The 25,521-nt window shown below is 27.9% G+C and carries 23 protein-coding genes, 1 pseudogene and 1 riboswitch; of the genes and pseudogenes, 6 read left to right on the top strand and 18 right to left on the bottom strand.

Annotation, left to right across the window (positions count from 1 at the left end; all coding sequences use genetic code 11):
* Positions 1–310 precede the first annotated feature (310 nt).
* The 3 genes from AC11VW_RS13960 to AC11VW_RS13950 all read right to left on the bottom strand — a co-directional run bounded on the left by AC11VW_RS13960 (position 311) and on the right by AC11VW_RS13950 (position 2,915).
* Positions 311–1,402, bottom strand: a complete 1,092-nt coding sequence (locus AC11VW_RS13960) for a glycoside hydrolase family 10-like protein (protein ID WP_484302039.1) — start codon at positions 1,400–1,402, stop codon at positions 311–313.
* A gap of 384 nt (positions 1,403–1,786) precedes the next feature.
* The gene (locus AC11VW_RS13955) at positions 1,787–2,209 is read right to left on the bottom strand and encodes an acyl-CoA thioesterase (protein ID WP_484302038.1); all 423 of its coding nucleotides are present in this window, start codon (positions 2,207–2,209) and stop codon (positions 1,787–1,789) included.
* Positions 2,210–2,735: 526 nt separating this feature from the next.
* On the bottom strand, positions 2,736–2,915 hold the full coding sequence (locus AC11VW_RS13950) for a (2Fe-2S)-binding protein (protein WP_484302037.1): 180 nt from the start codon (positions 2,913–2,915) through the stop codon (positions 2,736–2,738).
* 136 nt (positions 2,916–3,051) lie between these two features.
* On the opposite strand from AC11VW_RS13950, the gene AC11VW_RS13945 reads away from it, so the two are divergent.
* Together AC11VW_RS13945 and AC11VW_RS13940 are read left to right on the top strand one after the other, a co-directional pair.
* Positions 3,052–3,294: a CrcB family protein gene (locus AC11VW_RS13945; RefSeq protein WP_484302036.1), complete on the top strand. Its 243-nt coding sequence runs from the start codon at positions 3,052–3,054 to the stop codon at positions 3,292–3,294.
* A 216-nt stretch (positions 3,295–3,510) separates the two neighbouring features.
* Positions 3,511–4,002 carry a hypothetical protein gene (locus tag AC11VW_RS13940; RefSeq protein WP_484302035.1) on the top strand — a complete coding sequence of 164 codons (492 nt, stop codon included), beginning with the start codon at positions 3,511–3,513 and terminating at the stop codon, positions 4,000–4,002.
* 831 nt (positions 4,003–4,833) lie between these two features.
* Here the strand turns inward: AC11VW_RS13940 and AC11VW_RS13935 are convergent.
* Positions 4,834–5,559, bottom strand: a complete 726-nt coding sequence (locus AC11VW_RS13935) for a YwaF family protein (protein WP_484302034.1) — start codon at positions 5,557–5,559, stop codon at positions 4,834–4,836.
* A 324-nt stretch (positions 5,560–5,883) separates the two neighbouring features.
* Here AC11VW_RS13935 and AC11VW_RS13930 point away from each other — a divergent pair, with 324 nt between their 5' ends.
* On the top strand, positions 5,884–6,429 hold the full coding sequence (locus AC11VW_RS13930; protein ID WP_484302033.1) for an NADH peroxidase: 546 nt from the start codon (positions 5,884–5,886) through the stop codon (positions 6,427–6,429).
* 460 nt (positions 6,430–6,889) lie between these two features.
* Here the strand turns inward: AC11VW_RS13930 and AC11VW_RS13925 are convergent, their stop codons facing one another.
* The 4 genes from AC11VW_RS13925 to AC11VW_RS13910 all read right to left on the bottom strand — a co-directional run bounded on the left by AC11VW_RS13925 (position 6,890) and on the right by AC11VW_RS13910 (position 10,845).
* A complete protein-coding gene (locus AC11VW_RS13925) occupies positions 6,890–8,095 on the bottom strand; it encodes a ComEC/Rec2 family competence protein (protein WP_484302032.1) in 1,206 nt (401 codons plus the stop codon).
* Positions 8,096–8,736: 641 nt separating this feature from the next.
* The gene (locus tag AC11VW_RS13920; RefSeq protein WP_484302031.1) at positions 8,737–8,916 is read right to left on the bottom strand and encodes a (2Fe-2S)-binding protein; all 180 of its coding nucleotides are present in this window, start codon (positions 8,914–8,916) and stop codon (positions 8,737–8,739) included.
* Positions 8,917–9,360: 444 nt separating this feature from the next.
* Positions 9,361–10,623, bottom strand: a complete 1,263-nt coding sequence (locus AC11VW_RS13915; protein WP_484302030.1) for an ammonium transporter family protein — start codon at positions 10,621–10,623, stop codon at positions 9,361–9,363.
* A 99-nt stretch (positions 10,624–10,722) separates the two neighbouring features.
* The gene (locus tag AC11VW_RS13910) at positions 10,723–10,845 is read right to left on the bottom strand and encodes a hypothetical protein (protein WP_484302029.1); all 123 of its coding nucleotides are present in this window, start codon (positions 10,843–10,845) and stop codon (positions 10,723–10,725) included.
* A gap of 717 nt (positions 10,846–11,562) precedes the next feature.
* On the opposite strand from AC11VW_RS13910, the gene AC11VW_RS13905 reads away from it, so the two are divergent.
* A complete protein-coding gene (locus AC11VW_RS13905; protein WP_484302028.1) occupies positions 11,563–12,726 on the top strand; it encodes an MFS transporter in 1,164 nt (387 codons plus the stop codon).
* A gap of 175 nt (positions 12,727–12,901) precedes the next feature.
* On the opposite strand, the gene AC11VW_RS13900 is transcribed toward AC11VW_RS13905, so the two are convergent.
* From AC11VW_RS13900 to AC11VW_RS13860, 9 genes and pseudogenes are all read right to left on the bottom strand, one after another.
* Positions 12,902–15,772, bottom strand: coding sequence for an EAL domain-containing protein (locus AC11VW_RS13900; protein ID WP_484302027.1), 2,871 nt, complete (start codon positions 15,770–15,772; stop codon positions 12,902–12,904).
* 556 nt (positions 15,773–16,328) lie between these two features.
* A complete protein-coding gene (locus tag AC11VW_RS13895; protein ID WP_484302040.1) occupies positions 16,329–16,484 on the bottom strand; it encodes a ribosomal protein L7/L12 in 156 nt (51 codons plus the stop codon).
* Between the two features lie 164 nt (positions 16,485–16,648).
* On the bottom strand, positions 16,649–17,449 hold the full coding sequence (locus AC11VW_RS13890; protein WP_484302026.1) for a 4Fe-4S binding protein: 801 nt from the start codon (positions 17,447–17,449) through the stop codon (positions 16,649–16,651).
* A gap of 387 nt (positions 17,450–17,836) precedes the next feature.
* A riboswitch (SAM riboswitch) is annotated at positions 17,837–17,947 on the bottom strand.
* A gap of 193 nt (positions 17,948–18,140) precedes the next feature.
* Positions 18,141–18,314: a DUF6179 domain-containing protein gene (locus AC11VW_RS13885; RefSeq protein WP_484302025.1), complete on the bottom strand. Its 174-nt coding sequence runs from the start codon at positions 18,312–18,314 to the stop codon at positions 18,141–18,143.
* A complete protein-coding gene (locus AC11VW_RS13880; protein WP_484302024.1) occupies positions 18,298–18,801 on the bottom strand; it encodes a GNAT family N-acetyltransferase in 504 nt (167 codons plus the stop codon). Before AC11VW_RS13880 ends, AC11VW_RS13885 begins: the two co-directional genes overlap by 17 nt.
* Positions 18,802–18,879: 78 nt before the next feature.
* Positions 18,880–20,976, bottom strand: a complete 2,097-nt coding sequence (locus AC11VW_RS13875) for a sensor domain-containing protein (RefSeq protein ID WP_484302023.1) — start codon at positions 20,974–20,976, stop codon at positions 18,880–18,882.
* A gap of 645 nt (positions 20,977–21,621) precedes the next feature.
* A pseudogene (locus AC11VW_RS13870) lies at positions 21,622–21,744 on the bottom strand (family 1 glycosylhydrolase); the annotation flags it as partial.
* A 21-nt stretch (positions 21,745–21,765) separates the two neighbouring features.
* Positions 21,766–22,437 carry a C40 family peptidase gene (locus AC11VW_RS13865; protein WP_484302022.1) on the bottom strand — a complete coding sequence of 224 codons (672 nt, stop codon included), beginning with the start codon at positions 22,435–22,437 and terminating at the stop codon, positions 21,766–21,768.
* A gap of 296 nt (positions 22,438–22,733) precedes the next feature.
* Entirely contained in the window at positions 22,734–23,240 is a 507-nt protein-coding gene (locus tag AC11VW_RS13860) for a superoxide dismutase family protein (RefSeq protein WP_484302021.1), read from the bottom strand.
* Between the two features lie 340 nt (positions 23,241–23,580).
* On the opposite strand from AC11VW_RS13860, the gene AC11VW_RS13855 reads away from it, so the two are divergent.
* Together AC11VW_RS13855 and AC11VW_RS13850 are read left to right on the top strand one after the other, a co-directional pair.
* The gene (locus AC11VW_RS13855; protein ID WP_484302020.1) at positions 23,581–24,051 is read left to right on the top strand and encodes a cupin domain-containing protein; all 471 of its coding nucleotides are present in this window, start codon (positions 23,581–23,583) and stop codon (positions 24,049–24,051) included.
* Between the two features lie 82 nt (positions 24,052–24,133).
* Entirely contained in the window at positions 24,134–24,991 is an 858-nt protein-coding gene (locus AC11VW_RS13850) for a patatin-like phospholipase family protein (protein ID WP_484302019.1), read from the top strand.
* 77 nt (positions 24,992–25,068) lie between these two features.
* Here the strand turns inward: AC11VW_RS13850 and AC11VW_RS13845 are convergent.
* Positions 25,069–25,521 (bottom strand): response regulator (locus tag AC11VW_RS13845; protein WP_484302018.1); only part of this gene is annotated, 453 nt, incomplete at its 5' end.

Genomic DNA, 25,521 nt, shown 5'->3' with positions numbered 1-25,521 from the left:
CTACTTTGAAGGTCTTGCTAACAAGTTAATATACCCGCTAATCAACCGGGATATGTAATCCGTAATGACGATTGATTATCACTTTCGTGAAAGCTACTCCCCTTCAAGGGAATCTTATTTAATTTATATTACCATTATATGCCTATATTCTGTGTTTGTCAATACGTTTTATGAATTTTTAAATAAATTATTATTTCCAAACCATTTCCATATTAAATATTTCTTGTAAATACACTAAAATAAAAACTAGATATGTAAATAATTTATATGATAGTAATAATAAAATAAATTCCTATCAATTAAGTAATTACTAACAGTTTGTTGGTGTATCTGCCTCACAGCTATATACTTCTTTTAATTGATTTATTACATCCCCTGTATTTTCTTTTATATTACTCATACTAAAGAATATACTTCCTTCAACTTCACTATACTGCCTATTTATATTTATTTCTTTTCCTATTTCTTTTGCTATGTCTACATTACCTATATTTTGACCTATATATAACCTAACATCAGTATCTTTAACTGCATCATTCCACCATTTAACTGACGTTTCGTAAGCACTAGTTTTATTTTCTATAGTCCAGTAAATTTGAGGTGCTATGTAGTCTATAATTCCTTCTTTTATCCACTGTAAACTATCCGCATACACATCGTAATAACTTTCTAAGTTCTTTGTATCTGAGCCACTAGGGTCACTACTCTTATTTTTCCACACTCCAAAAGGACTTACTCCAAATTGAACACATGATCTAGTATATTTTATAGCCTTATTTACTAATCTCATCATATCATTTACTGATTCACGTCTAGCATTAGCAACATCTCCATCTCTCTCTTCACCCTTAGGTAGAGGATAGTTATAGGGATAGAAATAGTCATCAAAATGAATTCCATCTACATAATATTTTTTTACTATTTCAAAGACTGTTGTTGCAATATAATTTATAACCTCTGGATTTTCTGGGTCATAAAATAATGCATTATCATAGGATATTACCCAATTGGGATTTAATCTTGCAGGGTGACCTTCATATAATTCATTTAAATCAGTTCCTTTTGTAGTTATTCTATATGGATTTAACCATCCATGAAATTCCATATGTCTTCTATGAGTTTCTTTAATCATAAATTTGAGTGGATCATATCCTGGGTCTTTACCTTGAATACCTGTAAGATATTTAGACCATGGATTTATGTATGATTTATAAAATGTATCTGAAGCCGGTCTTATTTGAACAAATACAGCATTAAAATTTAAATCTTGTAATGTATCTAATATTTCTATAAATTCTTTTTTTTGAGCTTCTATATCATTTTGAGTTTTAGGCCAATCGATTCCATAAACGGTTGCTACCCAAGCACCTCTAAGTTCAAATAAGTTACAATTATTATACATATTATCACTCCCATAAAAAATTCACTCTACTCATATTTTTCAAATATATTACTATTTTTATATTTGTTCATTTCTTATTAATAAAGTTATACATTATAATACGTCAACAAACTTATTTTTATTAACCAAAAGTTCTCCACTATTTGAAATATCATAAACTGTATATACTCTTTTATTAATCACTTTTTGTATACTACTATTTTATGTATAACTTTCCCCATAATGCACTTCTATCTCAAAATCTGTTATGTAGTTTAATCCCTTATTAAATAAATCGTTACAATAATTAATTTTAATAATTTAAGCTTCTATGTTTTCATATCTATAAATATAATACTTTAACTAGCTCAACGAGTGAGTTTAGTTATTTTTATAAACATTATCTTATTTTTTAAAACTTTTAACTTTATTAATTAATTTAAGGTCTTCTTCTGTATTAGATTCATCTAAAATTAAATTATGAGGCATTTTACATCCCTTTTCATCTATACAAACGAAAGTTATATAACCATCAACTAATATTTTATCATCATTATTTCTTATAACTTTTCCATAAACAGTTAAACTTGTTTTACCAGCAAAGCAAATCTTAGATTGTATATTTATTATATCTCCCTTTCTTATAGGTGTATTAAAGTTAAGTTCATGGATTTTAACACAAACTAAATTTTCAGGATGTTTATATTCGCTAGCAGCTGTTATAAAGCAGCTTTCAACAAACCATTCCGTCATCCTACCTGCAAATAATGTATCATGATGATTTAAGTCTTCACCTTTAACAAGTTTATAAATACTGTAATAATTCATAATATCCTCCTATTGTAATTTTTTTATTTCTTCAATTATAAAATTGCTTAATCTCCTTATAAAGTATCTTTGCGTAGATATCTTACATACAACTAAACCAGTGGACTTGGCAATCTACATCTAGAACAGCCTATAACAATGCCCTTAGTCTTATGATATGTTAAGATTTAATCAACAAAATCAAAAATCAAAAAGTCTTCAATTGAAGATTTATAAGGAATACTTTTTTGAAGCACATAGGAAATTATATTTATCCACAGTTTTAAAATGAATATAATTTCCTATGTGCTATAAAATAAGAAAAAGCTAGGAGTTGTAAGTTTTGGTCGACTTACTCCTAGCTTTTCAAAGAATACTCTAGATAAGAGAGAACTCTCATTAGAGAATTTTTTTATTGTTATTAGTATGTATTAATATTATCATAATAATTCTTAGATATCAATAATTTTGATATTTAAAACAATAAAAAATAAGCATCTATATCTAATCACATAGAGGCTTATTTTTTATTGTTTTATCTTAGACATTATTTTTCTAATAATCTACCAACGATTACTTTTGCACTGCCTAAACAACTCTCGCAACCAGTACCAATTTGTGTAACTTGTTTCACTTCATCAAATGTTTTAGCACCATCATCTATAGCTTTTTGAAGATGTTCTACTGTTACACCAAAACATGCACATACTACTTCATCTTTATCCATCATCTGTCTCCTTTAAATTAACTTTTTTAGTTTTTAATAGCTATCTACTCGTATATATTTATACAATTGTAGTGTACCCAGATAATTAATTAATATCTAAGAATTCTTTATATTATTTTTATAGCATACATAAATTGTGTATAAATATCAAAGATGCACTAATATAAATACTAAAGCTGCAATTAAAGATGAACCTCCTATATTTGGACTATTATATATAGATATAAAGCCATTAGCTACCTTTTCTACATTTAGTTATGAGACAATAAACCTTTTTAATGATGAGAGTTATATGTTAGATACTCTAAATACTTGCTTCAATTTATTCTTACGTTTTGCTGGCGTTTTAGTAGATAAGTTTGTTTCGCATATAATATAATTGAATTAGTTAATGTAAGTTTATTTAATAATATAGAAGTTATTTATTCAGTTGAGTAAGTAAGTCTTAATGAAGAGTCATTAAAAAAGCTTGAGAGCTAAATATATTATATCTGTTTTAGGAATAAAAAAATTCTAAAATAAGTTTACCCAATAACTCTGGAACATAAAATTAAAAAAAACATAAATTATATAAAATAGAATAGGAGGAATAAAAATGGAAAGTTTCGAATTTTTTCATGGTATGATCACCAAGATTGATGATTTTTTAATAGATGAAAGTGGGAAAAACTTAGGATGTTATAAATTAATATCTGTGGTAAATAGACATGGCTCTGTAGTAAATTTCGTGGTGAGCCCTTCTACTTACTTTGTAGAACATACAATGGTAGAAGTAGGAGATAAGGTGACAGGATTTTATGATGCAAATGCAGCTGTTCCTCTTATTTTTCCACCACGATTTCGAGCAATTGTTATGGCAAAAGATACACAATATCAAAATGTTAAAGTAGACTATTTTGATAATGATTTAGTTAGCAGCGATAGTAAATTAAAATTAACCATTGCACCAAATACGAAAATAGTATTAGAAAACAATCAAGCTTTTACCAAAGCACCTACAAACAGAAATTTAATTGTTATCTATGGAGCTACTACAAAGAGTATACCAGCTCAAACCGTACCATATAAAATTGTCGTTATGTGTTAGATATTAAAAAAATGAACTTTTATAGTTAGTATAATCTCCTTATAGTGCTATTGTTTAGTTAAATAAGGTTTAGTGTCAAATGTAGAAGTAATAAAACTACTTGATGTAAAGAAGACAACATACTATAAATATCTCAAATGAAAAGTGGGCTATGAATTAAATAGTCCATTTTTAAATTTATATTTTAAATTTAGTTTTATAATAATCGAATTCATACTCATATAAAATTAACTTTTTATAATAAATTCTATAAAATGTAAATTTTATATAAAACTTTTTTTATACTATAGACTTCTATGTGGAAAGTTGGTATATTGTATACATAGACAACAGGAAATGACATAATTAGACGTTAAAGAGATGCACAAAAAAGAGGAGTTATGCTCAATACTCCTCTCTACCCCAAAAATTTAAATAGCTATAAATACTATACCCCTTGAATAGTATTTGTAACTCCCAATCCCCTTGATAAAGACTGTAACGGAAACAGTCTTTTTTATTTGCATAAAATTATCCGTTTCATAGCTTCCAAAGATATCTGTACTCCTCTTCACATGGAGGTTGAATATATTTTAAATTTAATTATTGAATAAAGAAAGGGCAAACTTAACTAAACTATGTTGCCCTTTGAACCATTCTGAAACTATTTAAAATACTAGATTATCTTCAACTACTCCCTAGACCTAAATTCCGTAATTAGTTAATTTTCTAATTTTAACTTACTTTGAATTCTCATTCAATTAAGTTAAAATTTCGTTGTAGGTTCGGATATTTTTATTCTTTGTTTTTATTTATTAAAATATAATAGCCCCTAGTGATGTTTTTAGAAAATTATCCATATTGAACTTCATACGTTTCCTCTACTTTTTTATTTTTATTAATTAAAATGTATTCTATAATTAATATCGTATTAAAAATCATAATAACCGATAAAGCATAAATCAAAGGACTTAATTTAATTCCTATATCAATAGGAGGCGAACTCATATAGGCATAATTAGAATCGATTATTTTATTTATAAACGACATTAATAAATGATAAATATTTGTAAAAATTATAGCCTCTTTAAAATCTTCTTTTGACATACTTATTTTCTTTATAAATAATAAATACACAGAGCCCCATAGTAAAAACAAATGACCTATAAAATAAGAAAATTGAGTCATATGAGGGAACGAAAACGGGTCAAGCCCCGGAAACAACAAAGCTAATATTGAAGTAATTATTCCCCAATAAGAACCTAATTTCATTATAATTTTTTTATTAAAAATTAAACCTATTCCAATGAAAAGAATAGCAATACGACAATGATATAATGGCAATCCTTCTTTTAATAAATTAAATTTACTCGTAAAATACCAGGTATATAAAAGTACTTGTTGAAATATTAAAACGCATCCTATAAATAATTCCAATTTTCTGCTTTCTCTTTTTATCATAAAAATGAAAATGCTAACAACTAAGGCAGCAAATAATATAGACAAATGTAATGCTTCAAACATGATAAAATTATTCTGACCCGTACTACTTCTGAAAAAATAAAAAATGCTTTCCATGTAACTTCCCCTTCTATTAATTATAATGATTAAACTATTAAAGTTTCGATTGTATACTAGCTTGTATTTGGTAACAAACGTAACAACATTATATCATAATATATCCTTTTGTTTAGTTTTAATTAAATCACAGATATGTAAACAAAAAAAGAGAGATTTTTTCCTTTATTTCAAGTTAAGAAATACAATTTTAGTGTACCCAGATAATTAATATCATAAAATAGTAACTATTTTAATTTTAAAACATCTGAATAATAATAATTTCTATACAAATAATACATACGTATCAAATTTATAAATTTAATAGTTGAAAGGAGATTTTTTATGAAAAAATATGTTTGCACAGTATGTGGATACATTCATGAAGGAGATGTTCCACCAGAAGTTTGTCCAGTTTGTAAAATAGGTGCAGACAAGTTTAACCTACTTAAAGGAGAACTTGCATGGGCAGATGAACATAGAATAGGAATAGCTAAAGATATAGACCCTGAAATGGTAGAAGGATTAAGAGCTAACTTTATGGGGGAATGTACAGAAGTAGGAATGTATTTAGCAATGAGTCGTCAAGCAGATAGAGAAGGATATCCTGAAGTTGCAGAAGCATATAAAAGAATAGCTTATGAAGAAGCTGAACATGCTGCTAAATTTGCTGAATTACTAGGAGAAGTTGTTGTAGCTGATACAAAGTCTAACTTATCTGCTAGAGTTGAAGCTGAATATGGCGCTTGTGCAGGTAAAAAAGATTTAGCTACATTGGCGAAAAAACATAATTTAGATGCTATTCATGATACTGTTCATGAAATGTGTAAAGATGAAGCTAGACACGGAAGAGCTTTTAAAGGATTATTAGATAGACATTTTTCTAAATAAAAGTAAATACATAGGAGGCGTTAAAATTACTAAAATAAATTATAGTATACTCAGATAATTTGAATTTTATTAAACACAAAAAAAGACTGTTTTCGTTACAGTCTTTTTTAAATGGTTATGATATTTTAAATACTATTTATGGGGGATAGTATTTTTAAGTGTAAGAGGAGCATGACTCCTCTTATTAAATGTCTGATTTATTATGTCTCTGTCTGGTGTCTATTTTTTAATCATTTTGTAAGTTCTTGTTGCCTATGTATACAATATACCATTATTTTTTATAAAGGTCTATAATATAAAAAAAGTTTTATATAATTTTTTTTTATCTATTATTTTTTTTAGGTTTTCAACAATCTCTTTTGTGTAATCATTACTCTTACACACATATTATATGCATTCTTAAATTCATAAAGCTTGACTACTAAATCAGTCCTAGTTATACATAATTATATTCTCTAACTTAGTAACATCTCTTACAAGCTACATACCCTTGAGCTTTAGCATCACTCTCACTCATCTCAATGGAACCTTCCATATTATGAGCACTTTTGGATGAATGATATTTATTTGAAGTAGAGCTTCCACCATTGGCATATACAGTATTCCCGCTTGATTGAGATTGCGGTATAGGCTCTGATTTAGATTCTACTATCCCATTGTTGGTAGATACATTAGAACTACTATTATTTGTATTAGAATACTCTTTTTTCCCTGATTCGTAACTTCCTTCTTTACAATCTACTGTTAATCCATTACCACTAGATTTAAATACTATATCTCCACATTCATCACTTCTATGAACTTTTATACCTTTATTTTCTAATAATTCCATAGTTTCTACATGTGGATGACCATATTTATTATCGTTTCCTACTAGGATAACTGCATATTTTGGATTTACTTTATCTATAAATGATTTAGTCGAGCTACTATGAGAACCATGATGTCCAACTTTTAATAAATCAACCTCTCCAACGTTTATACTATTTTCTATTTCTGATTCTGCATCTCCCATTAACAAAACTTTATCATTACCATTTGTGTACTGTAATACTATTGAATCATTATTTGGGTCATTTTTATTTGCTACAGATAATACTTTAAATGTAGATGTACCTAACTTAAATTCACTATTTAATAATGGTACACTAGGATTTACATTTTTATTTGACATAGATGTTATAAAGTCTCTATACGTATCTGTATCTGGATTTCCATTTGATACAAACATATTGTTTACTTTTATATTATCTACTACTGCATCTAGTCCACCTATATGATCAGCATGAGGATGAGTAGCAAATACATATTCTAATTCTGTTATATCTTGTTTCTTAATATAAGCAATAACTCTTTGCTCATCATCATTATCACCTGCATCAATAAGAGCGGCCTTTTTATCTTGAATAATTAATATAGAGTCGCTATTACCCGTATTTATAAAATGCAGCTCTGATTTTTTATTTTCTACTACATTAGAAACTTCTTCTATATTAGTTTTATCTTCCTTACCCTCTTTGAAATTTTGAGTATCTACACTACTTTTAACTTGTGAAGTATTATATTCTGTTTTTGTAGCATTATCTTGACCTATATCTCCTACAAATAAGAAAATTACCCAAAAAAATAATGCAACTATAGTTGATAAACAACCACCTTTTTTCATTTGTTTCATCTCCCTTTTTGTATAAAATTATAGCTACATTATTATAACTTATATTACTTGTCTATATTTGTTTTTTTATAATTATTTATATATAATTATATACAATTGTGATGTACCTAGATAATTAAAATTTTATTAAACACAAAAAAAGACTGTTTCCGTTACAGTCTTTATCAAAGGGTTATACTATTTTGACTACTATTCTTGGGGAGATAGTATATTTAAGTGTAAGAGGAGCATAATTCCTCTTATATTAATTACGTCTGCATCTTAAATGTCTATTATGTCTGTTCCTAGTGTTTTATTTTTAATTATTTTGTCAGCTCTTGTTGCCTATGTATACAATATACCATTATTTTTTATAAAGGTCTATAATATAAAAAAAATTTTATATAGAAATTTATATATATTACTTATTTAGGTTTTCAACAATCCCTTTGTGTAATATAATTCATGTTAAATTCTTAATATTTTTAATTCTAAGTTATTAATTCTTTCATTACATAACCATTATAATTAATTTTAGAAGCCCCAATTTCCTTTCACAATATTTCTGTCCTGTAACAACGGCGTAATAAAAAAACAAGCATCTATATCTAGCCACATAGATGCTTATTTTTTTATTTATTTTGTTTTAGATATTATTTTTCTAATAATTGATTAACTATTACTTTTATATCGTCTACGCAACCTCCACATCCAGTACCCGCACTTGTAATTTCTTGCACTTCCTCAAATGTTTTAGCACCGTCATCTATAGCTTTTTGCAATTGTTCTACTGTTACACCAAAACATGCACATACTACTTCATCTTTATCCATCATTTTTCTCCTTTTCATTAATTTTTTTAGTTTATAATAGCTATCAGCTCTTATATATTTATACAATTGTAGTGTACCCAGATAATTAAAATTTTATTAATCACAAAAAAAACTGTTTCTCTTACAGTCTTTTTTTATGTTCAAATATGTAAAATAAGATCAATCTAAGTCCATCCAAAAACTAATTAGATTATTTTTTAGATTTGCTGAAAAAAGAGATGCGAACATTGCTATAAAACTTAAACATGATAAAAAATGTTTTGTTGAATACCATAAAAGCATACCCTAAAGGGTATGCTTAATATTAATTCCATTTACTTTATCTTTTTGAATACATTAATATAATTACACCCTTATCTATAATGCAATCTTGTAAATGTAAGTCTATCTTCGGGTTGTTTTATATAAGTTAAGTGACATTCACTTGAAGTTTCATATCTTATCTTAATTATGCATAAAAAACTCATCTTCATCACTATAAGGGATAAATTTTTTACCTAATAGACTAATAATCGATCCAGTAATTTTACCACCAATAAATGCAATAATTACAGTTGCTACAATTGCACCTAACTGAATCCCTATATTTCCAGTAATAAATACAGCTACAATTCCTCCTAAAATCCCAGGCATTCCATGTAAATTATGAATACCACAAGTATCTGTTCCTTTAATCAAATTTTGAAATTTTGGAGTAATAATCGCATAACCAATAACACTCAAAGCTCCTGCAGCAATACCGATTAACATCGCATAACCTGGAGTTGTCACATCACAAGTTGAACCAATCGCTACTCCACCTGCAAGTGCAGCATTAGCAATATCTTCAATGTCAATTTTTCCTCTAATCAATTTCGTAAATATATAAGTAGCAATCGTTGCTCCACATAAAGCAAAGATTGTATTGATTGCCGTTAAAACTACTCTTTCAGGAGCTACTATCGCACTCGTAAATGATGGCCAAAATAACCATAATACCATACTTCCAAGCAAACACAATCTACTACTTGTATCATCACTTTCACAAGAAGGGTCATCTTCAAATTTAGAAAGTGTATTTGCAACAACCCCTAATCCAAAGTATGCACCAAAAGCATGAATAGCAATTGATCCACCAGTATCAAGAAAACCTTCAAAAATTCCACTTTCAAGCAATACCCATTCATTAAATATGTACACAGGAACAAATAATAAACCCATAATTATATATTGATCCATTTTGAGCCTTCCAAGAGGTGCTCCAATTGCTATTAGTAAACTTGCAGCAGCAAATTCCGCAAATAACAAAGTATCCACGCTAATTGTAGGTTTTGAAAATTCTTCTCCTCCAAAGCTTTTAATAATCATATACATTGGAATCGCAATACTTACAACAAGAAAAGTAGCAGTAATTGAACTAAATCCATGTTTTCTTACCGTTACCATAAGAAAACCAAAACCAACCAAAAGCATAGCAAGAATGTCAATTGATCTGTTATACTTAAGAGTCTCAAATATAGTATCATATTGATCTCCTACTTGAGCCGTATTAATATTTTCCCCATTAATTTGACTCATTTGTGTAGCTACATTTTCATTGATAGCTGGAATTAAAATAACAGCCATAACTATAAATACTCCCAATAAAAATACAAGCAAGCTTTTGTTTACTTTTGGTTTAGATGGTGATGTACTCATTGGTTTAGAAACTGATGGTGATGTATTCATTTGTTTATATCCCCCTTTTATTTAATATAATCTGAATTCTACCTCATTGATTTCCTCCTAGAAACAAATTGATTTTATGAAGAATGCAGTATTTAACTGTTACATTTTAGATTTATAAAAATCTATTTTATCTATATTTTCAGGATTTGCTATATCTAATTCTTGTATTTTTTGTTCTACTTCTTCTTTTATTTTTTGAAATCCTTTTCCCTTCTTATGCAAATAGATTCTCCCTCTGTTTTTTATGAGCTTCTGTTAAAATTCTAGCTCTTTCATAACATACTCTAGGTTTTGAATTTACATATTCATCCCTAAATTTTTATATCTTTTTAGTATTCTTCAATTTAATACTTCCATTGCATTTTATAGCGTACTTAATTTTATTATATTACTTTTTATCTATATTTCAACTATTTTGATAAATTCAGATTTATTTAACAATTCAACTCTATATTCATTTTTTCTATCGGGGCTTCATTATTTAGCTTTATAGATTTAAGATGGATAAGTAATTTATATCTTGTTAATGATAAAAATATTGAAATGGTATAGATAAAATTGACATAGATTTCAATGTTGGAGACGATTCACAAGAATAATACCCACGATAAATATATTCACCTCTCTATGATCCTTTGTTTTTAAGTCTAAATTGTTTGCCCCACAGAATTCTTGAATAGCCATAAAAGTTCTTGGTTCATCATCATAAGGACTTATATGAAGCCTTTGTACTGAAAGACCATCTTTAATAGACTGAAACCTTACCTTAAAAACCAACCTATAGTTTTTAAAAGCAACTATCGGTTGCTTAAAATCTAGTTATGTAAGCATATATCTGAATGATATATATACTCTATGGAAGATGATAACTATAGTACGAACTATTACTATTTTCATAACTTTAATATTGTGGTATATTCATACAAGGAGGAATTCATCATGTCGAAATTTTATGCAAAATATTTAGCTCTATTTATTGGTTTAGGTGCATACAATACCTTTTTACCAGTATATTTAGAAAATACCCTAGGATTTAGTTCATCACAAGTGGGTATGGTAGTATCAATACCATCTATAATCGGTATTATTTTTGTCCCTATATGGGGACTTATAAGTGATTTAATGAAAAAACAAAAATCCGTTCTTTGGATAAATATACTAATGTCACTTTTATTCACAGGACTTTTCGCTATTACTAATTCATTTATAGCAATACTTGTAGTAGCTACATTTCTTGAAATGTTTAGAAATTCTATATTGCCTTTAACAGATTCTATAACTACTTCATACTGTAGGGAAAATAATAAAAACTATGGTGGAATAAGAGTAATTGGTTCTATGTCATTTGCTATAGCTTCTTTCTTGTGTGGTCAGCTTATAAAAATGACTAATAATGATCTTATGTTCTTCTATGTTTTTATGGTTAGTATGATAGGATGTTTAATAATAACTCCTACTTTAGATACTACAAGTAAAATTGAACATAGAGAAAAGATAAACTTAAAAGAGGATTTACCAAAATTATTTAAAAATAGAGCTTATATGCTGATTCTACTTTGTGGAGTATGTGTTGCCTCATTAACAGAAGCTATGGCGGCCTATCAAGGAATACATCTAATGAACCTTGGGGCTGGAGCTGAGCTAGTTGGATTACTTACTGTATTTATGGTTATTCCAGAGTTTTATTTTATGGTAAAGAGTAAAGATTTTCTTGAAAAATACGGAATGATAAAGATGATAAGTTTTGCCAGTTGTGCTCTTTTGATTAGATGGATAATTTATGCATTAACATCTAATCCATGGATATTTATGTTAGCTACATCTATGCATGGTGTTGCTATTTCTATTATAATAATCTGTGCCTTTGATTTTATTGGTAAGGTTGTAGATAAAAAGCTTTATACTACATCTATGACTGTTTATACCTTTACAATTGGTGTTTCTTATTCTCTTATGAAACTATTATACGGAACAATGATAGATTTATTTGGAATAAATTCTATATTTATTTTTTCTATTGGAGTTTCATTATTCAGCTTTGTAGTTTTAAGATGGATAAGTAATTTAGATGTTATTAATGATAAAAATGTTGAAGTGGTATAGATAAAATTAAGTATCTTAAAATAGTTTTTATATATTATGTATTAAAGGAGGAAAAATATTTTTCCTCCTTTAGTTGTATTCTTAATTTCAACAGTATGTTAAAACATAGCCTATCTTTTTAAAATTGTGTATTTTATGGGCTATAGTTCACAATACAGAAATCATCTTTTACATATTAATCTTCAATTTTCAGAATGCCGTCAGCACGCAATATAGTTTCAATTTCCTGTGCAGGCAATGGTTTATAGTAATAGAATCCTTGAATTTCATCGCACATACGCTGGTTTAAAAACGAAAGCTGCTGCTTCGTTTCTACTCCCTCTGCAATGGTTTGTAGTCCCAGATTTTTCGCAAGTACAATAATGGCTTTGGTAATTGCTTCATCCTTATCACTCACGTCTATCCCTTGTACAAACGGCATAGCAATTTTAATCTTGTCAATAGGCATTTGTTTCAAACGGCTCAGTGAAGAATACTCTGTCCCAAAATCATCGATAGAAATTGTAATGCCAAGCTTTTTAAAGGAGTTCAAAGTTTCAATAACGCCGTTCACTTCATTCATTGCAATACTTTCAGTAATTTCTAGCTCTAAGTATTCAGAGCTTAAACCAGTTTCCATTAAAATCTCTTCAACCTGCTTTGCTATATTAGGATTATGAAATTGAGATACGGAAAGATTTACTGCCATACGAATATGGGGTAAACCTGCATCCTGCCATGCTTTATTTTGTTTACAAGCAGTTTTAAGCACCCAATCACCAATAGGCATAATTAAGCCTGTTTGTTCCGCAATAGGAATAAATTTACTAGGAGGAACAAAACCTAGCTTAGGGTGATTCCACCTCAATAATGCTTCAAGACCAATTATTTTCCCAGAGGCGCTATTTACTTGTGGTTGGTAATAAAGCATCAACTCATTTCGCTCTAAAGCAGGGTACAAACTATTAGTCAGCGTCATATTTTCCATGACTTTGGTTTTCATCAATGGTGTGCAAAGTGCATATTGGTTCTTACCATTTTCCTTTGCTTTGTACATGGCAATATCTGCATTTTTTATTAGTGTATCTACGTCTTCTCCATCCATTGGATAGAGGGCAACCCCTAAGCTAGCGGTAACATAGAAGTCTTGATCATTTAATTTAAATTGCTGTTTAAAACCATCAATAATTTTGGCTGTAATTTTTATAATGTCATCAGAATCTGTAAAGTTTTGTACCATTATAATAAATTCATCACCACCAACGCGGGAAACAATATCATCTTTATGTACTGAAGCAGCCAGTCTGTTAGCAACTTCTTTTAGTAGTTCGTCACCTTGATCATGTCCCATGGTATCATTGATCATTTTAAAACCATCTAAGTCAACAAAAATAACACCAAGTGGCTTTTCTAAATATCGAGCAAGAAAAATACCCTGTTTCAGTTGATCAACGAATAATATTCGGTTCGGTAATCCCGTTAAATGATCATGATATGCGAGATGTGAGATTTTTTCTTGTATCTTTTCTCGCTCTACAATTTCAACTTGTAGGAGCTCATTGGCCTTGGAAAGCTCTAGAGTACGGTCTTGAACTTTCTCAAGGGTGTGTTCAAGTGCTTCCTGTGCTAATTTACGTATATGTATGTCATAAAATATACCGATATAAGAGTTTTGGTTATTATTACTTTGTGGTATTACAGAAATCTTTGTCTGAAACCACTTCCATGATTCATTTTTAATTTTCATCCTATACTCGTAACCATCTTTATGTTCCTTTAATTCTGAAACGTTTTGTAAAAGGTTATTCAAATTTTCTTTATCATCGGGATTTAAAAAGTATGTAAATCGTTTCCCAATGATTTCTTCAGTAGTATATCCAAGTACTTCCAAACAGTTGGGTGATATGTATGAGAACACCCCCTGTTTATTAAGCGAATATATAACATCTGTCCCTTTTTCTACAAAAGTTCGGTATTTTTCTTCACTTTCTCGAATTTGACCCTCTGATTGCTCTAGCTTGTCCAACATATTATTGATTTCTTCTGATAAAACGAATATTTCATCCTGCTTTATTTGTGGTTTTAAGCGTACGGAAAACTCCCCTTTATTCCCTATATTCAACACTTCTTTGCTTAATTTTAATAATCTTGACAATATGTTTTTTTCCAAGAAAAGCATGACAGTAATAATAAAAATAAAGCCCACTGCAATCAATGAATAAAGCATATAGTTTATGCCTTTTTTTCCAATCAGACTTATGTCTCTAGACATTTCTATATTTAAGCCTAGTACCGGCTGTTTGTAAATGTCTTGTAGTATTGTGTATGCAACAATTTTATCTCTACTTAGCTCCTCAATCTCTATAGGAGATTGAGGAGTGATAGGATTTGAGCTTTGAGCATACTTTTGATTCTCATTGGCAAGCCTTTCTAAAGAAATGTCCAACTTCAGCCTGTCAGATAAGTCACTAACCGCCATATCATCTAAAAAACGCCCAAGCACTACATTCCCACGTACTGGTCCTTCAAAATCACTTTTACTAATAGGATAAGAGGCTATTAACATAGGCCCTTGCGGCAGCATAATGATGCCTTTTACTTTATAGTTCGAATCAGCATTTTTAAATATATTACTTTTTTCTAACTCTTTTTTCAATTCAGGATAAACTGATACAAATTCTTTATTCTTAAAATCCATTCCCTTGGCAAATACATACTCTCCTGATTGATTAATAAACACCATTAAATTCAGCTTTAGGTTCAAAAATACATCTTCTTGTAAATTATTGAATACATAGTCTTCATTCCCATTCTCAATAAATTTATAGGTATCGTCCCAAGCCGCCAAATCTCGTGCAGTAGAATATAAAGAGGATGCCTCAAAATCAAGAGCATTTGTGACTCTATCCATATTTTCATTAATATTTTTTCTTTCTAATTGATCAATGCTACTCCTCATAATCGTGTTTAACAACAAATAGATTGAAAAAATTAATATAATAAACATCAAAGCAAAAAGCTTTATTGTACTACTTCGAAGAGATTTTAATTTCATTTTTTTTGTCATGCAGTATATTGTCTCCTTCATTTAGTATGTTATCTCCCTTGCTAACTCCTTATAGAGCATCTTCACAATCAGATAAACAATACTTCATTTTCTTTCCTAAATTGTCAATTTAAATCAGACAAGACGTATGTCATGTCTCTCCTTAATATTTTTTATTCAACGGTATTATACCATATTATCCCTTTTAGTAGTTATATATAATTTTTCATCTTTAACATCATAATAGCATTCTTATAACTACCTCTCCTTCACAATATTTCTAACCTGCATCTATGCCAATAACATCAAGATAATCTTTTAACCCTTCTGAAAAATCATCACTCTCTACACAATCAACATAATCTATTCTCATAAAATTTCTCCCCCGTATCCTTATATATTATCTATATACACTTATATAGATAATATATAGTGCAACCTTTTCTTGTACTAAAAAAAAGAAGTCTACACAAGACCTCCCTCTTAAATCTCTACCTTTAAATATATATCTATTAGAGTAAATACTCGTTATTATTGTACCATTTTTTTCAAATAATCTCATTCATAATACCTTTTATCACTTTTTATTACTAATATTATTACTCAATAAATCTATATAATCTTTTGCTTCCTTTAAACCTACTCCTGAAACTATTCTATATTTTTTTATAGCCTTGACTTTTTTTCCTTCTAAAGCAAGTTCTTTTAATTCTTCATATTCAGGTGTCTTGATTTTAAACTTCGATAAAGTTTATCCGTCTGTTTTGTTTCTACAGGTTTTGTTTCTAAATCTACTTTCATAAAAATCCCCCTTTTTTTGGCTTAACTCTTTTATTTAAAAATATGAACTAAAATAATAATTCAAACCTCACTTCATATCCCCTATTCCCTATATAACTATTTACCTATTGGACATGCATATTCACAATCTCTACAATACTTTATAGCTTTTCCAAAGCCTTCATCAAATTTCTCTGGTATTTCTACAGGAATTATATTGCCTTCATCTTCTTTCATCTGTATGTTACATACTAATCTATTAAAGTTTCCTATTCTCCCTGGAAGTTCACTTCTTCCTAATTCTACCTCTGAATATATTTTTTTAGAAAATGCTTCCTTCGTACAATTCTCCCAACACTTTACTTCACATTTAACACATGGATCATATTCTAAAGGTCCAATTGATGGCAAATCTAAATTTAAACCTATTGCTCTTAGCCTTATATGTGGACCGTACTTAGGATTAATTAGCAAATTATTTCTACCAATACATCCTAACCCAGCTACTACTGCTGAATCCTTCAGAAATATTCCTCCTTTTTCTATATGATAGTTAAAAGAATATGTTGATACACCTTCTTTCTCCATAATACTTTTGAACTTTTTGCCAATATCAATCAACTTTCTATTACCAACTGTATTGTAACCTTCAACCCAATAGTCCATTTTAGGATCAGATACAGGATGATGATATGCTAGAACAACTACACTTTTTATTCCTTCGGGCCATACTACTTCAGGTAAAAAGGTATCGTTTTCTCCACACATATAAGTTCCAACCCCATTATACCCTGGCATTTTAGCTATAACAGTAAATGCAGGTGATTTTTTTAAGTCTTCTACATTAGCAACACCCGCTAAAGTAGCCCCGCTTCCCAATGCAATTTTTACAATTTCATTTAAAGTAAATTCTTTCATAGTTTTATCCCCCTTCAAAATAAATCGATCTGTTAATTTATATGAACATTGTTCTTCTCAACTCTAGGAAATATAATAAGTTCTCTAACACCTCAATATCCCCAAGAAAAAGGAGAGGAGAACAATGAACAAAACAAGTGTAAAATGTCCTCGTTATCATTCTGATAAACTGTATAAGTTTTTAAAGAACGAGTAATTCTATTAAATATTAAGCTATTTTTTCATATCAGCTTAACAGATTCAAATAAATTATTCCCTTTATCTATGATATTTTTATAACAAATTAATTTTTTTAAAACTCCAAAAAAAAATAAAAGTCTTCTCCAGAAATATGAAGAAGACTTTTGTACAAATGAAAACTTTAGAATGGTTTTCCATATATACCTTCTCCTATCTCTCAGAATCAAATTCTGCTGGATTTAGCACCATGCATACAAATGAAATATGCTGGTTGCTGAAACGTCATCGGGCCAGTCCCTCGGTCTCTCTGGATAAGAACGGTTATTCAATTTTATTATATTCATTTTATGGAATTTATTATATATTCTTCCAACTGCTATGTCAATGATAAATAGGAAAATTATAACATTTAAAGCTTATAGATTGGGCCACCTGTAAAAGGAAAATACACTAACAATAAATTTACTTATCTAAAAGAATGGGACTTATCTACACATAAATTTATTAATTTTTATAAATCTTCATTATTCAAACTATTAAGACTTTCTTCTAAGTAATAATCTTGATGTTCACTTATGTTCAAGCCTTCACTAGGATTTTTTTCCATAATAGAAAATATAGCATTAGTAATAGTTAATTCAAAAATATTTATAAGCAAATCTGTGTCATTATAGCATTTTCTCAAAAGCTATTCTTTTACTTTTATCTTCTAAATAAATTATTCCACAATACTGAAACTTATTTTTTATAAGTAGCTTTTGCATAGATAAATTTTCTTCATGTGTATCTATTTTGATACTGTATATATCTTTATTTAAACAAAGCTGTTCTATATTTTTCATAATTTGAGATGATAATCCTAATCCTTTATAATTATTGTCAACAGCCATTCTATGAATAACTGCATATTCATTATTACTAATCCATTCACCATCATCAATAGAGTCATATGTTTTTTCTTTATCAAAAGAAACTGCTACAGTAGCAACCATATTATTATCTTTTATCAATACATAACTATTTTTATTTATAATATCATTTCTTATTGTTTCAACATTAGGATAATCATCCTGCCATTGATTAATCCCCAGCTCTTTAAAGTAATCTTGCGCTTGTTTAATAATGCTCATTATATCATTAACATCTGTTTCAACTGATTTTCTAAATTCCATCTCAATTCTCCTTTTTATTATACAAATAATTCATACTTACATATATAACGTCTATATCGTTAACATATTTCTAATTTATTAATCTATTACTAAATTTAGCGCATCTTTTTCTTCTAGTGGCTTTGAGAATAAGTACCCTTGTATATAATCAATTCCCATATCCCTCAATACATTTAATTGTTCTTGTGTTTCCACTCCTTCTGCTACTATATCTAAATTTAACGAATGAGATGAATCTATAATTAATTTTATAAGATTTATATATTCTTTTCCTGCATCCATCCCTATTACAAAACTTTTATCTATTTTCACTTCTGATAAAGGTAATTTTACTAAGTAATTAAAAGATGAATATCCTGTTCCAAAATCATCTAAAGCAATTTTGATGCCCAATTCTTTTAACTCTTTTAATTTTTGTATATTTTCGTTTATATTTTCAAGTAACACAGTTTCTGTTATTTCAATTGCTATACAACTTGTACAGACTTTTGTTTCTTTTAATATACGTTTCATAAATTCTATAAATTTATCATCCATTATCTGAATAGAAGATACATTAAAAAATACAATTATTTTATTATTTCTATTTTTATTTATTTTTTTAGCAAATATACATGCTTTTTTTATTATTTCATTACCTATACTGATTATTAAATTACTTTTCTCCATAATATCAATGATTTCTATTATAGGTCTATGAGAGTATTTTTCATTGTTCCATCTAAATAAAGCTTCAAACCCTCTTAATTTATTATCTTTTGTATATTGTGGTTGATAAAATACCCTTATTTCATCTTTTTCTATAGCTCTACTCAAATCTTTTTGTATATTAAAATTTAAAATTCTTTCATCCTCTAGCCCTTTTGTATATAATACATATCTATTTTTTCCACACTCTTTAGCCTTATACAGTGCTATATCTGCCATTGTAATTAATTTACATTTATCTTTTTTGCAATTTTCACTGTTACATTTACAAGTTGAAATTCCCATACTCGCATTAATTTTATGTTTTTGTGTTTCATTACTTTCTATCTTAGATATTTCACTTAAAATCTCTTGTGCTTTATTTTCTATAATTTCTTTATCTATCATATCTCTAAAAATTACTATAAACTCATCCCCACCAAATCGAAATATAGAATCTTCATGGCACAACTCTTTTAATTTATTAGCTATATTTATTAATACCATATCTCCTACATAGTGACCATAAGTATCATTTATTTGTTTAAAATTATCTACATCTATAATCATCATAGTTACATTATTACCTTTAAACTCACTATTCATATATTCATATAAGGCTCTACGATTTAAAAGTCCTGTATGAGAATCTATGTATGCTTGTTTCTTTATTTCATTCTCTGCTTCTTTTATTTTTGTTATATCTACTAATGTACCAACTATACCTATAACTTCGTTTGCTATATTAAATACTGGAGTTTTATATACTTCTATACTTCTTCTTTTATTTTTTTCTATTATATCTTTTGTAAATTTAGTAGATTGTTTCGTAGACATAATTTTCATATTTTCTTCAAAAATTTCATCTGCTTCTTCTTTATTATAAAATTCTTTTAAATTTCTACCTACTAATTGTTCTACAGTTGTTTCCCTGCCATTTGCAAATTTAGTGTTTGCATTTACATACACTCCATCTTTATCACATAGCCATACTTTAAATGGTATATTTTCAATAAGTATTTGGAATTGTGTATCTCTATTTTTTATTTCAGTAATATCTCTTGCGACTCCCATTACTCCTATAACCCTACCCTTTTCATCTATTACTGGTGATCTATGTACATTAAAACGTTTATATCCTCTTTTGCCTGGTACTATTTCTTCAGATATAAGATCCTCTTTTGTATTAATAACATTTAAATCATATTGCCTACATTCGTTTCCAATTTTACCTTCCCATACACAGTTATGTCCTTTCCCCTTTATATCTTCTAGCTCTTTACCACAGTGTATCATAAACTCATTATTTACTTCACAATAGTTGCTATCTTCATCTGTAAACCATGCCATATACGGTATTGCATTTAATAATGCCTTAAATTTAAAATCTATATGCTTTAATTCCTTTAATTCCTTTAATTCCTTTAATTCCTCTTCTATTGTGGATTTTGCATTTTCCCTAGTTTTTAATATTTTTTTCTCTTTCATTAATATCCCCCTAAAATTCTTCGATATAATTCTCTTATTATTTCCTTTTGTATAAATACCTACATCAGCTTATATCTTTAATTTGTTTTAATTGTAAATTTTTGTAATTATTACTATCTATTTTTTTGTGCTTGATTTCTTTTTAAATCTTTTCATAAACTTAGATAAGCAAAAACATATTCCTTATTTATCATACGGTTCTCCGTATCATCTCTAAATAAATTATTTCTATTTTTAATCAATCATTATCCTTTATTTTCCATAAATTCTTTAAAAACCCTAAAATAATTTTAATATTCAACCTTTGATATAAACTTTTTTGTATATTTTTGTATTATCTTTTAACATCAGCAGTATCAACACCTATTTATGGAAAACTATCTGATTTTTATGGAAGAAAAAAATGCTTTATAGTTGATGCCTTTATAATTAAAAAATCTAAACTATAAAAAAGTCTTCAATTGAAGATTTATAAGGAATACTTTTTTTAAGCACATATACGAAAATTATATTTATCCACAGTTTTAAAATGAATATAATTTCCTATGTGCTATAAAAAATGGATTGCCTTATTATTTAGGCAATCCATATATTATTTAAAACATATTTTTATTTTTTTAAACTAGCTCCATTTGTAGCTATAACTTATTTATACCAATGGAAGCTCTTTTTCTTATATCTTTCTAACGATCCACTTCTATCATTATTTCTATCTACATATATAAAGCCATATCTCTTTTTAAGTTCAGCAGTTGACATACTAACTAAATGATCGTTTAAATAAATTATTTAAGGTCTTCTAGCTCCTTTATATGCTTCTTCATAGTAACCTGATAATTCGGATTTTTTAACTCCATTTTTAGGATTAGATGCATGTATAAATTCATTATTTCCTATATACATCCCAACATGACTTACTCTTCCTTTTTTCATAGTGTCAAAGAATATTAAATCTCCAATTTGTAAATCTTTTTTATCAACTGCTTGTCCAAAATTACTTTGATCATATGATACTCTTGGTATTTCTTTTCCTAATGCATTTTTATATACATATCTAACTAATCCTGAACAATCAAATGATTCTGGTCCAGTTGCTCCCCATACATATGGCTTTCCTACTTGGTCTTCTAATAATTTTATTGCATTTTCCATTTTTTCAGATGGTTTAGTTGTATTACTAATAGTATTTTCATTATTTGTTTTTTGTATATCTGTTTTTTGTACATCTGTTTTAATGTTATTAATAGAGCTTAATACCGTATTTAACATATCTAGTGAATTTAAACTATTATCATGGTTACATGTACATGTTTGATTTGTACTATTTAAATTTAATAATGTATTTTCTAGTATTGAATCAAAAGTATCTGATTTTGTATTTAAAAAAGTTCTGTTGTTTAAATTAGAACTACTTATGCTATTTAAAAGACTATTTAAAACTATTTGACTAATATCACTCATCTCTTGAACTCCTATGATTATAATTTTATTTTTCGAAATAATTTATCTATTTAATATAATCGGTTATTTATAATTTTTCTTTAGATTTATTATTTAATTTAATATCATTAATAATGTTGTTGCCCATGATGGGCATACGTAAGAAACGTATTGACTATTTAATCAATACGTTTTTCATCGATTTCAATGGTAAATACGAATCTTAGGGATCATATCCACTATTTTATAATGTTAGATATTTATTTCTAATACAATACCCACAAGATGTATAATCAAAGAACTTATTATCTTGCTTACTAATAGGAAACAATAACCCCACAAGCCCACCTAGCACCTGAATTTCCTGAAGGTTGCGAAGTAAAATCATCATATCCTTCATGAAGTATAAAAGATTTTCCTATAATTTCATTTACATTAAATCTATTAGTAAATGTAGAAAGTATACCTATTCCATCAGCAGATAAAATTGGTGGTAAATCGCCTGCATGCATAGGGTGCTGTACATTAGTGGGATTATAATGAGATTTGGCAGAAGTAAATGGATCATTTTCATTTCCTATAGAACAATCTCCAACTTCATGAATATGCAATCCATGAAATGAACTAAATTGATTATTTATATTAGGAATCCCTGTTATATATGCTTTTACATATACCCCATCTTCTAGTTGATATAAATATATAGTCCCTTTTATACAAGGTGCTAATGGACCTCCTTTTATTTGGGCATATGCATTGGGTCTAGATGGATTGTATTTTGAAAATATTTTTTGAATATCATGCTTTGGACAAGAATTATTCATAATGTACCTCCTTATAATTTAATAAGTTTATATCGCTATATATCTTATGATTTATAGCAATATAATGTTAATATTTGGTACTTATTTAGTATAATATAAATGCAACTCTAAATCATTTTTGTAGATTCTACAGGAAAATTAGCATTTAATCCGAAGTATTTATTTAAATTACTATATCAATATTTTCATAAGCCTTAATCATAAGGAAGGAGAAGTTATTTATATATACCTGTTGATTTAGGCCTCTTTGTTTTGAAAAAAAACCGCACTTACTTATGATGCTTACTACAAATTATTAAATTTTTGGTATAATAGATTTATTATACTTAGGAGGTACAACATGAAATCAGCACAATATTATATAGAAAAATTAGACATGACAGCACACGTAGAAGGAGGATACTTCAAAGAATCAGTGGTATCAGAAGATTTCTTTAGAGAAGATAAAAAATTATTTAGTAGCATATATTTCTTACTTGAAACTGGAGAGGTATCTCATTTTCACAGATTAACTTCTGATGAGATGTGGTATTACCACGATGGTCAAGCTTTGACTATATATATGATAACACCAGAGGGTGAACTTATAACTAAGCAATTAGGATTAGATATAGAAAAAGGAGAAGTTCCCCAAGTTTTAGTTCCTAAGGGGTACATATTTGGTTCTTCTATGAACACTGATGGATTTGCTTTAGTTGGATGTATGGTAGCCCCTGCCTTTACTTTTGATGATTTTAAATTATTTAACAGAGATGAACTTTTAAATATGTATCCAAATCTTGAAGATATAATAAAGAAATTAACTAGATAACATAAACATTTTAAACTATAATATTTTTAAAACTATATAATTAATTTAATATATATGGACCTAAAGTGTAGAAAGGATAGTTATGAATAAGATAGGATTAATATTAGAAGGTGGCGGTATGAGAGGAATATATACTGCTGGAGTATTAGATTTTTTAATAGAAAAAAATATAGAAGTAGATATAGCAATTGGAGTTTCTGCTGGAAGTTGTCACGCTTCTTCTTATTTATCAAAACAATATAAAAGAGCATATCATTCTACTGTAGATTATATAAATGATAAAAATTATTTAAGCTTTCATAATTTAATTAAAACAGGCTCAATGTTTGGTATGGATTTTATGTTTGACACAATACCTAATGAGCTAAATATTTATGATTATGATACTTTTAATAAATCTAACACAAAATTTATAGCCGTTTCTACAAACTGTGAAACAGGTAAACCAGAATATTTTGAGTTAAAGGATTTAAAGAAAGAAATTATTTATGTACAGGCATCTTGTTCTATACCTATGTTTGCAAATATAGTAGAAGTAGATAATTACAAATTAGTTGATGGTGGAATTTCTGATTCAATTCCTATAGAATATGCCATAAATAAAGGCTATAAGAAAAATATAGTTGTATTAACTAGAGACATTACTTATAGAAAAAGTAAACAAAAATTCACTTCAGTTATAAAAAGAAAATATAAAAAATATCCTAAGCTTATTACAGCTATTGAGAATAGACATCTTAACTATAACAAAAGTCTTGAATTAGTAAATAAATTATCTCAAAATGGAGATGTTCTTGTCATCAGACCTAAAAACCCTGTTAAAGTTAGTCAAGTTGAAAAAAATGTTGATAAACTTACTACATTATATGAACAAGGCTATAATGATGCAAAAGAGTTATGTGATAAAATTTTAGATTTTATAAATAAACCTAAAAATTAAAAAAGATAATATCATGAATATCATGATATTATCTTTTTCGTGAATTTCAAAGAATTCTAATTTTATTTTAGGTTTTATTAAATTTTATAGTATTTATATTGCGGTCTACCCACTTTACCATATTCCACCAATTTGTCTACTTTGTTTTCTTTTTCCATATATTCAAGATATCTTCTAACTGTTACTCTTGCTATTCCTAATTTTTCTGCTAGGTCCTCTGCTGTAAAATTCTCATAATCACTTTTTTCTATTTCATCCCATATAGCTTTATATGTATATTTATTAAGCCCCTTAGTAAAGTCCTCTTCATTTTGAGAAACGTTGGAACTAGATATTAGCCTATCTAAGTCCTTTTGTTCAATTACATCACTTTTTTTAAATTGATAATACCTACCCTTAAATTGAATAAGTGATTCTTTAAATCTTTCAAAACTAAAAGGCTTTATAAGATAATCTACAACTCCACATCTAAAAGCTTCCTGTACTCTTTCAATAGATTTATCTGCTGTAATTAAAATAATATCTATATC

Source organism: Romboutsia sp. (genome assembly GCF_056995035.1).
Note: the sequence above shows the minus strand (reverse complement) of the source record. Positions and strands in the feature narration are given on the sequence as shown.